Source organism: Amycolatopsis sp. NPDC058986, assembly GCF_042741125.1.
GTDB lineage: Bacteria > Actinomycetota > Actinomycetes > Mycobacteriales > Pseudonocardiaceae > Amycolatopsis.
In genome coordinates, this window is record NZ_JBHYJW010000066.1 from 40,306 (window position 1) to 50,646 (window position 10,341).

13 protein-coding genes are annotated in these 10,341 nt (G+C 69.3%); 6 read left to right on the top strand and 7 right to left on the bottom strand.

The window, feature by feature from the left end:
• Positions 1 to 82 precede the first annotated feature (82 nt).
• Complete coding sequence (gene prmC / locus ACFW0G_RS38295; protein WP_378330406.1) at positions 83 to 949, bottom strand: peptide chain release factor N(5)-glutamine methyltransferase; 867 nt, start codon at positions 947 to 949, stop codon at positions 83 to 85.
• Between the two features lie 148 nt (positions 950 to 1,097).
• The gene (locus tag ACFW0G_RS38300; RefSeq protein ID WP_378330407.1) at positions 1,098 to 2,204 is read right to left on the bottom strand and encodes a multiprotein-bridging factor 1 family protein; all 1,107 of its coding nucleotides are present in this window, start codon (positions 2,202 to 2,204) and stop codon (positions 1,098 to 1,100) included.
• A 141-nt stretch (positions 2,205 to 2,345) separates the two neighbouring features.
• Between ACFW0G_RS38300 and ACFW0G_RS38305 the strand changes: the two genes are divergently transcribed.
• The gene (locus tag ACFW0G_RS38305) at positions 2,346 to 2,627 is read left to right on the top strand and encodes a hypothetical protein (RefSeq protein ID WP_378330408.1); all 282 of its coding nucleotides are present in this window, start codon (positions 2,346 to 2,348) and stop codon (positions 2,625 to 2,627) included.
• A 3-nt stretch (positions 2,628 to 2,630) separates the two neighbouring features.
• Here the strand turns inward: ACFW0G_RS38305 and ACFW0G_RS38310 are convergent, their stop codons facing one another.
• A complete protein-coding gene (locus ACFW0G_RS38310) occupies positions 2,631 to 2,978 on the bottom strand; it encodes a MerR family transcriptional regulator (protein WP_378330409.1) in 348 nt (115 codons plus the stop codon).
• A gap of 59 nt (positions 2,979 to 3,037) precedes the next feature.
• On the opposite strand from ACFW0G_RS38310, the gene ACFW0G_RS38315 reads away from it, so the two are divergent.
• The 4 genes from ACFW0G_RS38315 to ACFW0G_RS38330 are packed head-to-tail and all read left to right on the top strand — an operon-like array spanning position 3,038 to position 6,104.
• Entirely contained in the window at positions 3,038 to 3,805 is a 768-nt protein-coding gene (locus ACFW0G_RS38315) for an alpha/beta fold hydrolase (protein ID WP_378330410.1), read from the top strand.
• 3 nt (positions 3,806 to 3,808) lie between these two features.
• The gene (locus tag ACFW0G_RS38320; RefSeq protein ID WP_378330411.1) at positions 3,809 to 4,615 is read left to right on the top strand and encodes a TIGR03619 family F420-dependent LLM class oxidoreductase; all 807 of its coding nucleotides are present in this window, start codon (positions 3,809 to 3,811) and stop codon (positions 4,613 to 4,615) included.
• A gap of 47 nt (positions 4,616 to 4,662) precedes the next feature.
• On the top strand, positions 4,663 to 5,676 hold the full coding sequence (locus tag ACFW0G_RS38325; RefSeq protein ID WP_378330412.1) for a glycosyltransferase: 1,014 nt from the start codon (positions 4,663 to 4,665) through the stop codon (positions 5,674 to 5,676).
• Entirely contained in the window at positions 5,673 to 6,104 is a 432-nt protein-coding gene (locus tag ACFW0G_RS38330; RefSeq protein WP_378330413.1) for a GtrA family protein, read from the top strand. Before ACFW0G_RS38325 ends, ACFW0G_RS38330 begins: the two co-directional genes overlap by 4 nt.
• Here the strand turns inward: ACFW0G_RS38330 and ACFW0G_RS38335 are convergent.
• The 4 genes from ACFW0G_RS38335 to rpmE form a co-directional block, all read right to left on the bottom strand.
• The gene (locus ACFW0G_RS38335) at positions 6,101 to 6,514 is read right to left on the bottom strand and encodes an SgcJ/EcaC family oxidoreductase (protein ID WP_378330414.1); all 414 of its coding nucleotides are present in this window, start codon (positions 6,512 to 6,514) and stop codon (positions 6,101 to 6,103) included. The genes ACFW0G_RS38330 and ACFW0G_RS38335 overlap by 4 nt on opposite strands.
• 104 nt (positions 6,515 to 6,618) lie before the next feature.
• Positions 6,619 to 8,058, bottom strand: a complete 1,440-nt coding sequence (locus ACFW0G_RS38340) for a hypothetical protein (protein WP_378330415.1) — start codon at positions 8,056 to 8,058, stop codon at positions 6,619 to 6,621.
• A gap of 37 nt (positions 8,059 to 8,095) precedes the next feature.
• The gene (gene prfA, locus ACFW0G_RS38345) at positions 8,096 to 9,166 is read right to left on the bottom strand and encodes a peptide chain release factor 1 (RefSeq protein ID WP_378330416.1); all 1,071 of its coding nucleotides are present in this window, start codon (positions 9,164 to 9,166) and stop codon (positions 8,096 to 8,098) included.
• A 90-nt stretch (positions 9,167 to 9,256) separates the two neighbouring features.
• A complete protein-coding gene (gene rpmE / locus ACFW0G_RS38350; RefSeq protein ID WP_378330417.1) occupies positions 9,257 to 9,484 on the bottom strand; it encodes a 50S ribosomal protein L31 in 228 nt (75 codons plus the stop codon).
• 242 nt (positions 9,485 to 9,726) lie between these two features.
• Between rpmE and ACFW0G_RS38355 the strand changes: the two genes are divergently transcribed.
• Positions 9,727 to 10,260 (top strand): CHAP domain-containing protein, encoded by a 534-nt coding sequence (locus tag ACFW0G_RS38355; protein ID WP_378330418.1) that lies wholly within the window; start codon positions 9,727 to 9,729, stop codon positions 10,258 to 10,260.
• The last annotated feature ends 81 nt before the right edge of the window (positions 10,261 to 10,341 follow it).

Sequence of the window (10,341 nt, forward strand, 5' to 3'; positions counted from 1 at the left end):
CTGCGTGTGCTGTGGGCTACCTACTTATCACCGGCGGCGCTAAGGGGGAGTTTCCTCGCGTCGCACGCGAGGAAAGTCCCCTTCAGCCCAGCCTTCGGGCGGTGACGAAACGAGCCCGGCCCGCGAAGTCGTTGTGGTCCTCGACCGCGGTGAGCACCCGGCGGGCCCGGACCAGCGCCGGGACGGCGGAGCCGTGCGTGTCGTCGTGCTCGATCGCCAGCCCGCCCCCCGCTCGCAGCAACCGCGCCCCCGCGGCGATCGCGTGCCGGATGACCGCGAGACCGCTTTCTTCGGCGAACACCGCACGAGCCGGGTCGTGCTCGGCGACCTCGGGCGGGACGGGCGTGCCGTCGGGCACGTACGGCGGATTGCACAGCACCAGATCGACCAGGCCGTCGAGTTCGGCGAAGATCGTGGTGTCGGAGATGTCCCCGGAGTAGAGCCGGATCGGGGTGTTCCCGGCGTCGGCGTGGACGTCGGCGTTGTGCCGGGCCCAGGCCAGTGCCTGCGGATCGACGTCGACGGCGTACACCACCGCGTCCGGTCTCGCGTGCGCGACGGCCAGCGCGAGCGCGCCGGACCCGGTGCACAGGTCCACCACGACCGGGAATTCGCGGCCGTGCAGGAACTTCAGGCCCCAGTCGAGCAGCAGCTCGGTCTCCGGGCGCGGGACGAACACCCCGGCGCCGACGTTCACGGTGATGTCCCCCAGCGCGGCCCAGCCGGTGAGGTACTGCAGCGGGATCCGTTTCGCGCGCTGGCTCACCAGCTGCCCGATCGCCTCGACGACCGGCGGATCGACCAGCGGCACCATCGGCAGCCTGCCACGCTCGACACCGAGCACGTGCGCGGCGATGAGCTCCGCGTCCGACCGTGGCGAGGCCACGCCCGCCTCGGTCAGGATGCGGGTCGCCTCCATGATGGCCAGGCGCAACGGCTGCCGCTTCACTGGTCGTCCTTCATCTCGTCGAGATTGACACACGAGGCGGAACAACCCCGTATGCGGACACGGCGCGTCGGGGCGGATCCGCGTGCTCCCCAGACTATCGAGTCGCGGCGCGGCGCCTCCGCCGCACGCGTGTTCCCGCCGCGGGTGCCTAGCGGTCGGCGAGCCGCACCGCGTACCGCAGCCCGGCGAGTTGCTCGCGGGAGTACCCGGGCAGCTCGCTGCCGGAGTCGAGACGCTCCAGCGCGGCCGCGGTCCGGCGGCGCAGCCGGGGCCGCTCGGACAGCAGCGACGGCCGGGAGACGACGAGGCTGTAGAGGGTGTCCAGGTTCAGGGTCAGCTGCGGGGTTTCGGGCCCGAGCCGGTTCACCAGGTGCCAGGCGAGACGCTGCCCGCCCCAGCAGCGGGGATCGAGTTCGGCGATGAACCGGTCGTCGGCCTGGTCGTCCACGAGTTCGCCGGTCCAGTAGGCCCAGTAGTTGAGATTGGCGGTCTCGGCCCAGCCACCGGACGTGCTCCGGACGAACGAGCACAACGTCTCCGCGTCACCGGTCACCGCGAGCGCGATCGACGCCGACCGCTTCGCCAGCAGCTCGGCGACGTCCCCGTCCTCGATCTTCCGCCCGCTGGTGCGTGTCCACTCGTCGTGCAGCCAGGTCTTCACCGCCGCGCTCTTCCCGAAGCCGAGCAGATACACCGCCTGACGCCGGAGCAGCCGCTGATCCGGCCCGACACAGCGATCCGCGACGGCGAGCAGGTGATCGAAGAACCGCTTCTGCTCGTCGGGACAGAACGTCGGCCAGAGCGGTTCGGGGCCGCGGCGCGGGACGCGGGAGACGAACCCGTCCAGCTGTCCCGGGGTGACACCGGTGAACGGCCAGGTGAGCAGGTTGATCAGCGAATGCCGGTGCACCGCGGCGGCGAGCGGATGCGGATCGGGTATGGCACCGACGCCGCCGTGTTCGATCGCCAGCGACAGCACGACGTCGACCTCGATCGCCTCGCGCAGATGCCGCCCGGTGGAGGACGGCGCGCCGAGCCGCAGGAGACAGTTCCGCAGCCGCAGGAGGTCCCCCGTCTGCAACGCCGAGAGCGGGCGCCTGCCCGACTCCCACGCCTGGACGGTCGTGACGTCGGCGCCGACCGCCTCGGCCAGCCGTTCCTGGGTGAGCGCGGCCGTCTGCCGGGCGAGCTTGAGGACGAACCCGGACACCGTCCCCCGATAGCGGGAACTCCGACCGCTGGTCGATGTCGGCACCGCGCCCTCCTCCTCTGCCCCGCCCTGACCGGACAGTCCGGGGCCCCGACTCGGACCGGGGGTCTGTTCCGGAAGAGGCGCGGCGAGCCTACTCTGCGTCCGCATGATTACGAATAGTGACCACAGAGGAGTCGCCCAATCGTGACCGCGCAGATCATGGTCGACCTCGACCGGGTGCACCCGGTCGTCGACGGCCGCTGGCACCGAGCCCTCCTGACCTGCATCCCCGGGCCGGGCGAGGTGATCACGACGCTGTGCGGGCGCACGGAGGAGGTCGAGTACCTGCCCTACAGCAGCGCCGCCCCGCTCGCGACCATCTGCTGGGACTGCGACCTCGAATACCGCGTCCGGCACAACATCGCGACGCTGCCGAACCACCCGGCACTGCGCGGCATGGTCCCGCCCGCCCCGCGCGGGAAGTAGCGGCTATTCCCCGGCCGAGAGGTAGTTCGCGAGCACGCCGCGCCGTCGGCGCAGGGTGTTGATGCGATCGTCCATCGCGTCGAGTTCGCGACGCAGCGTCGTGGCGAGCTCGGGGCAGAGGTCCAGCTCGGCCTCCTCGCCGCTCGCGCACTCCAGCGCGGTGGCGATGACCTCGGTGTTCAGCCCGGCGGCGAGCAGGCGGCGGATCTGCCGCACCCGGATCACGGCGTCCTCGGTGTACTCGCGGTAGCCGTTGCGGTCACGCCCTGCCGCCAGCAGTCCCTGCTCGCCGTAGTACCGCAGCAGGCGCTGGCTCACGCCCGTCCGCCGCGACAGCTCACCGATCCGCATGTGTCCCCCACCACCCGGGCTTGGCCTTCACACCGATGTCAATCCTTAACGTCACGAGCATGACGAATCATTTCGCGCACGTCGTCCGGGGATCCGGGCCGGGACTCCTGCTGGCGCACGGCGCCGGTGGCACCGTCGCGGGCAACTTCGGCCCGATTCTCGACGACCTCGCGCGCACGCACACCGTCGTCGGCGCCGACTACCCGGGGAGCGGCGACACTCCCCGCAGCACGACGCCGCTGGAGCTCGACGCCGTCGCCGACGAGCTGGTCGCCATCGCGACCGACGCCGGACTCGACAGCTTCGCGATTCTCGGCTATTCCCTCGGCTCGGCGGTCGCGGTCCGCGCGGCCACCCGGCATCCCGGCCGCGTCACGGCCCTGATCCTGACCGCCGGGTTCGCCCGCCAGAACAACCGCATGCGCCTCGCCACCGACGTCTGGCGCACGCTGCTCGACGGCGACCGCAGGCTGCTCGCGAAGTTCCTGACCCTCGTCGGCACCGGCGAACGCCATCTCGAATCGCTGAGCGCCGAGGAGCTGGAACGGGCCGTCGACGAGCTGGCCGCGTTCATCCCGCCGGGCAGCCCCGAGCACGTCGACCTCGTCGCGTCCGCCGACACCAGGGCCGAGCTGGCCGGGATCGGCGTGCCGGCGCTCGTCATCGCGACGACACTGGACGGCCTCGTCTCCCCCGCGCTGTCACGGGAGCTGGCCGCCTCGATCCCGGGCGCCGAGCTGGCCGAGATCGAGGCGGGGCACAACATCGCCGTCGAGGCACGGGACGACTGGCTGACCACCATCGAAAAGTTCCTCGGCAGGAGCTGAACCATGGATCTGCAGGTGGTACTGCCCGACGAGGCACCCGACATGGACCCCGGGCGCCCCGCCGCACTGGCGCGAGCGGCCGAGGAGCTCGGCTACGAGACCGTGTTCCTGCCCGATCACGTCCTTCCGCCGGGGCCCTACGGCGAAGTGTTCGGCGGGGTGTACGAGCCGCTGATCACGCTGGCCCATATCGCGGCGGTGACGGAGCGGATCCGGCTCGGCACCTCCGTGCTGATCGTGCCGCTGCGTGATCCGTTCGTCCTGGCCAAGCAGGTCGCGACGCTCGACCGCCTGTCGCGCCACCGGCTCACCCTCGGTGCCGGGGTCGGCTGGAACACGCCGGAGTTCGCCGAACTCGGCGCGGACTTCGCGGCGCGAGGGAAGCGCACCGACGAAACACTGGAGCTGCTCGACACGCTCTTCACGACCGGGCGAGGGCCGGACGGCGGACACTTCGAGCCCCGTCCCGAAGGCCGGATCCCGGTCCTGGCCGGCGGGAACTCGACGGCCGCGCTGCGCCGCGCGGCACGGCTGGGCGACGTCTGGCAGAGCGCGGGCCTGTCACCCGCCGACTTCGAGAATCGTGTTGTGCGGCTCAACGAACTGGCAGGCGGGCGGGAGATCCGGGCCTCCGCGCGGATGGAGTGGACCGGCGGCCGGGACGACCTCGACCGGGCCGTGGCGGACGCGCACGCCTACGCCGGGGCGGGGGCCTCCGCGGTCGCCGTCCACTTCGGTGCCGAGAGTGGCTATGCCGAGCGCATGGCGGAGTTCGCCGAGCGCATGACCTCGTCGCCGCCGGGCCTGTGATCTCCTAGGATGGGCGGACGATCGCCGTAAGAACCCCCGGAGACCCCGTGTCCGCAGAACCGGCCGACGAAGCGCGAAGAGTCGCCTTCATCTTCCCGATCTTCAACGAGGAAGCCAACATCGACCTGCTGCACAGTACGGTCGACGAGGTCACACGGCCACTCGCGGACAGGTACGCGTTCAGCTTCATCTACGTGGACGACGGCAGCCGCGACGGCTCGCTGGCCAAGCTCGCCGAGCTCGCGGAGCGCGACGACCGCGTCACCGTCGTCGAGCTGTCCCGCAACTGCGGGCACCAACTCGCGGTCACCGCCGGGCTCGACCTGGTCGACGCGGACGCGACGATCATCATGGACAGCGACATGCAGGACCCGCCGAGGGTCGCGCTCGAACTGATCGAGAAGTGGGAGGAAGGCTTCGACGTCGTTTACGCGCAACGCCGGTCGCGCCAGGATTCGGCGTTCAAGAAACTGACCGCGAGCACCTTCTACTGGTTCCTGCGCAAGATGGCCGCGGTCGACATTCCCAAGAACACCGGCGATTTCCGGCTCGTCGACCGCAAGGTCGTCGACGAGCTGCGCAAGTACCGGGAACGCGACCGCTTCCTGCGCGGGCTGGTGAGCTACATCGGCTTCAAGCAGACAGCAGTGCTGTTCGACAGGGACAAACGGCACGCGGGCGTCACGGGATATCCACTGCGCAAAATGCTCCGGTTCGCCGCCGACGGCATTCTCGGCTTTTCCGTGACCCCGCTGCGCATGATCACCCGCTTCGGCTACCTGATCTCGCTGCTCAGTTTCCTCGGCGTGCTCTACGTCGTCGGCGTCAAGCTGTTCGCCCCCGAAACCGCGGTGCCCGGCTGGGCGTTCATCACGATCGCGATGTTCTTCCTCGGCGGTATCCAGATCATCATGCTCGGCGTGCTCGGCAGCTATATCGGACGCACCTATTCCCAGGTGCAGAACCGGCCGCTGTACACGGTGGCATCGGTCCGCACCGGGCCGCCGGACCCGGGTGAACGGGAGCGGACCGGTGCGGACGCCGGGAGTGCCACGCGGTGAAGCTCGTCACCGGCACCCAGCTGCGGTTCGGCCTCGTCGGCGTCGCGAACACACTCCTCGACGCGCTCGGCTACGCGTTGCTGGTCACCCTCGGCGTCCCGATGTTCGTCGCGAACTTCCTCTCGACGAGCGCCGGGATGGCGCTCAGCTTCACCCTCAACCGCAGCTTCACCTTCCGCGCGAAGGACGGGAACGTGCGGCGCCAGGCGATCCTGTTCTTCGCGGTCACCGCGTTCGGACTGTGGGTGATCCAGGCGCTGGTCATCATGGCCGTCACGAAAGCGTTCCCCGGCGTGCACGTCCTGGTGCCGAAGGCGGCCGGGATCGCGGTCGGCCTGGTGTGGAACTACGTGCTGTACCACCAGGTCGTCTTCCGGCGGCCGCGCCACGCACCCGCCGAAACCACCCCGGAAGCCGGCCGCGACTAAGTGACGTTGGTGTTCTGGACCGCGTGAATCCACCAGGCGCCCGCTCTCCTGACCAGCACCCATGTTCCGGCATTTTCGAAGCCTTCGCGGCCCGCCATGGTCACGTGCTGCCGGAGGGCGAGCACGGCCACGTCCGGGGCGGGGAACGTCAGGCGTTCGATCGTGTAGCCGCTGCGATAGCCCTCGGGAGCGGCGGCCAGCGCTTCCCTGTGGTACGCGTTGATTTCTTCCCAGCCGACGAACCGTCTGCCCGCGGGGTTGGTGAAGACGACGTCGGCGGTGAAACACGCGTCGAACTCCGCGGCGTCGAGGTCCGCGATGGCGGAATCCAGTTTCGCCACGAGTTCCCTGATACTCCGCACGTCCGCCTCGTTCGCGGACCGTTCCTGCCCGGCGGGGCGCGCGACCATGCCGATCCCTCCTCCACATCGCCAAGAGACCAGGCAACGCTAAAACCTCGACCCAAGTCGATGTCAAGGACGAGGCCGGGTCGCGTGGAATCGGCAACGAGCAGCTACGCCGCCGGCTGGACGGCGACCTCCTGCGCGGCTTCGTCCGATGCCGCCGGGACTTCCTCCGGTGCCTTGCGGGGCAACAGGCTGAGCCCGGCGAACACCGCGGCGAGCAGCGTCGGGAACAACGTCAGCTGCTGGTGTTTGACACCCTCGATGCCTTCGCCGAGACCGGAGGCGAGGAACTGCCCGACCGAAAACAGCAGCAGCATCAGCGTCACCACGCCGAGGTCGCGGCGACCGGAGCGGCGCCGGAACGCGCGGATCCCCAGCCACAGCACGACTATCCACAGTGGAAGGAGGAAGAACAGGCCGAGCGGCGCGAGGAAGCCGGTCAGGCCGGACACGACGGGAACCCGGTACTCCTTGGCCAGCGGAGGTTGTCCGGCGTGCTCGCCGAAGCTGCCGAGGTTCGGCACGCGCGCTGTCAGCACTTCCTGTGCCGACTTCTGCATGATCTCGACTGTCCTCAATGGATGCGTGAGGTAGTAGTGCGCGACATTGCGCCTGCTGATCTTGTCGCGGTACTGCGGGTACAGCGGATCACTGTGCGCGGGATGTGCGCTCCACCAGCCGGTCCCGCTGTACTTCGCGAACTCCGCCGGGAGCCCCAGCGCCGCGAGATCGGCGGCCGAATCGTGCTTTCCGTCCACAATGGCGTCGAACACCACGTGATACATGTTGGCCTCGCGGTATTCCGCGTTGGCCGGGTCCCCCGTCGACTGCATGAGCGCGGTCCCGGTGCCCGCGACGGCGAGCACGGCCAGCGGCAGCGCCCACCGTGCCAGGCCGCGCACGCCCGGCGCGCGCACGAACAGCAGCGCCAGCACGAACACCGGGATCAGCAGCAGCGTCTGGGTTTTCGCGTTGATCCCGATCAACGCGCCCGCCACCGTGACGACCGCGCCGGCGTAACGCCACGCGCCCGCGCGGTTCATCAGGAGCAGACCGCCGCACAGCAGCAGAATGCCGATGAACGCGGCGCCCTCGCTGAGCACCGAAGCCACGTAACCGAAAAACGCCGAATCCCCGGCCACGAGCAGCAGCAGCGCGGTGGCGATGATCCGGTTCCGCGTCGACAGCCGCAGTCCCAGCACGATCGCCGTGATGCCGAGCGCGAGCAGAACGGTGCACAGCACGCCGAGCACGAGCAGGTTCAGCACCGAGGACGAACCGAGTAGTTTGCCGAGTTCGCTGGCGGTCTTGTCGAGCCAGCTCTGGCTGGAGATGTACGCGCTCTTGCACTCGGGCGCGGCGCCGTAGGCGAACCGGACGAACTTCTCCGACGGGCGGTCCGGCTGGCTCGCGCCGAGCTGGCACAGCAGCCGCCAGCCGTCGCCGTTGTCGGCCATCCCGATCGGCCGCGGCACGAGGAACCGCACCAGGAGCACGCCCAGCGACGTGATCAGAACACCGAGGCCAAGCCGGATTTCGCGTGCCACTCGGGATACCTTAGGTCGTTACGTTCCGCTGTCCCGCTCAGCCTGCCTGAGCGGCCAGCCGTTCTTCGCGGTCGGCGGTGGCCAGCGCGTCCAGCACGCCGTCGAGCTCGCCGTCGAGGACCTGATCCAGGTTGTACGCCTTGTAGTTGACCCGGTGATCGGAAATCCGGTTCTCCGGGAAGTTGTACGTGCGCACCCGCTCCGAGCGGTCGACGGTGCGGACCTGCGAACGACGCGCGTCCGAAGCCTTCGCGGCGGCTTCCTCCTCTGCGATGGCCTGCAACCGGGCCTGCAGCACCTGCAGCGCGCGGGCGCGGTTCTGGATCTGCGACTTCTCGTTCTGGCAGGAGACCACGATGCCGGTCGGCAGGTGCGTGATCCGCACGGCCGAGTCGGTCGTGTTGACGCTCTGGCCACCGGGGCCGGACGAGCGGAAGACGTCGATGCGCAGGTCGTTCGGGTCGATCTCGACCTCGACCTCCTCCGGCTCCGGATAGATCAGCACCCCGGAGGCGGAAGTGTGGATGCGGCCCTGCGATTCGGTGGCGGGGACGCGCTGCACGCGGTGGACGCCGCCCTCGAACTTCAGCCGCGCCCACACGCCGTCGGCCTCGGCCGTCTTGCTCTTGATCGACAGCGTGACGTCCTTGTAGCCGCCGAGATCGGAGTCGACCGAGTCCAGCACCTCGGCCTTCCAGCCGTGCCGCTCGGCGTAGCGCAGGTACATCCGCAGGAGATCGCCGGCGAACAACGCCGATTCCTCGCCGCCCTCCCCGGATTTGATCTCCATGACGACGTCGGAACCGTCGTAGGGGTCGCGCGGCAGCAGCAGTTCGGTGAGTTTGGCCTCCAGCACCGGAATCCGGGCGCCGATTTCCTCGGCCTCCGCGGCGAAAGCGGGATCCTCGGCCGCGAGTTCCTGTGCCGCGGTGAGGTCTTCACGGGCGCCGTCGAGTTCGCGGACGGTCGTGACCACCGGCGTCAGCTCGGCGTAGCGGCGGCCGAGCTTGCGGGCACGCGACTGGTCCGCGTGCACCCCCGGGTCCGCCAGCTGCGTCTCCAGCTCGGCGTACTCGGACAGCAGCCCCTTGAGCGAACTCGAATCCACCACTCCACCTCTCGGACGACGCCCTGCCGGACAAAGCTCAAAACAAACGGCGCCCATCCGCTCGTTCGCGGATGGGCGCCGTCGGTCAAGCTACTTGGCGTCGGCACCCTTGGTGCGCTTGCCGTAGCGCTTCTCGAAGCGCGCGACCCGGCCACCGGTGTCCAGGATCTTCTGCTTGCCGGTGTAGAACGGGTGGCAGTTCGAGCAGATTTCGACGTGGATGTGACCGGACGTCTTCGTGCTGCGGGTGGTGAACGTGTTCCCGCAGTCGCAGTTCACGGTCGTGACCACGTATTCGGGGTGGATGCCGCTCTTCATGGTGTCCTCTCTCGTTGGCCGCCGGGTCCCCGGTAGTTCGGGGTGAACCGGAGCCGGACTTCAGCGGAGTAATTGTGCCAGACGCGCTGACAGGGCTTTCAACACGGCCTGTTCAGCCGGTATTCCCGGGCAAAACGGACACGTTGAGTTATCAACTATGTACCTCGGGTGTACGAATTTTGTACTCCCCGCCGGGAGGCTGCCGCCGGTTCGTGATTCTCCCACCCGACTGGAGGCAGACCGTGCGCACTGTGATTTCCCGGATCACCAAACCCGCCGTGGTGGCGGCGCTGGCCGCCGCCGCCCTCGCCGTGGCCCCGGTGGCGCAGGCGGGCGCCACCACCGCGGACGCCGACATCACCGCCGCCGACATCAACCCGGCCGCGGGCACCTTCACCACCGAGCCCGAGTTCACCGTCCAGGGCGCCGCCGACGGGACCCCGGCGGGCGCGGTCCAGTGGTACAAGAACCACCTGGGCAGCACCGCCTGGCAGCACTACTGCGAAAAGGCCGCCGAGAACTCCTACGGCACCACCGGCGTCTGGGCGTCGGCGAACGCGCACTGGAACGGCGCGAGCCCCAAGCACACCAGCGGCACCCCGCCGCTCGGCGCCTTCGTGTACTGGAACATCAGCGCCTACGGCCACGTCGGCATCGCGGACGGCAACGGCGGCATCTACGCCACCAGCATCGGCGGCAAGATCGGCCACGCGAGCAGTGTCAACTACTTCAACAACTACCGCGGCTGGACCCCCGGCGCCGTCCCTCGCCACTGAGTCCCGTCCCGACCTGCCGTTAAGGCCACCTTATGGGCGTCTGACGCCCATAAGGTGGCCTTAACGGCATTTGTCCTAGCC

What these genes read in the sequence shown, in the direction of transcription:
- ACFW0G_RS38320 (WP_378330411.1), top strand. Translation starts at nt 3,809, where the DNA reads ATGGATCTGCAGGTGGTACTGCCCGACGAGGCACCCGACATGGACCCC.
- ACFW0G_RS38310 (WP_378330409.1), bottom strand. Translation starts at nt 2,978, where the DNA reads ATGCGGATCGGTGAGCTGTCGCGGCGGACGGGCGTGAGCCAGCGCCTG.
- ACFW0G_RS38335 (WP_378330414.1), bottom strand. Translation starts at nt 6,514, where the DNA reads ATGGTCGCGCGCCCCGCCGGGCAGGAACGGTCCGCGAACGAGGCGGAC.
- ACFW0G_RS38315 (WP_378330410.1), top strand. Translation starts at nt 3,038, where the DNA reads ATGACGAATCATTTCGCGCACGTCGTCCGGGGATCCGGGCCGGGACTC.
- rpmE (WP_378330417.1), bottom strand. Translation starts at nt 9,484, where the DNA reads ATGAAGAGCGGCATCCACCCCGAATACGTGGTCACGACCGTGAACTGC.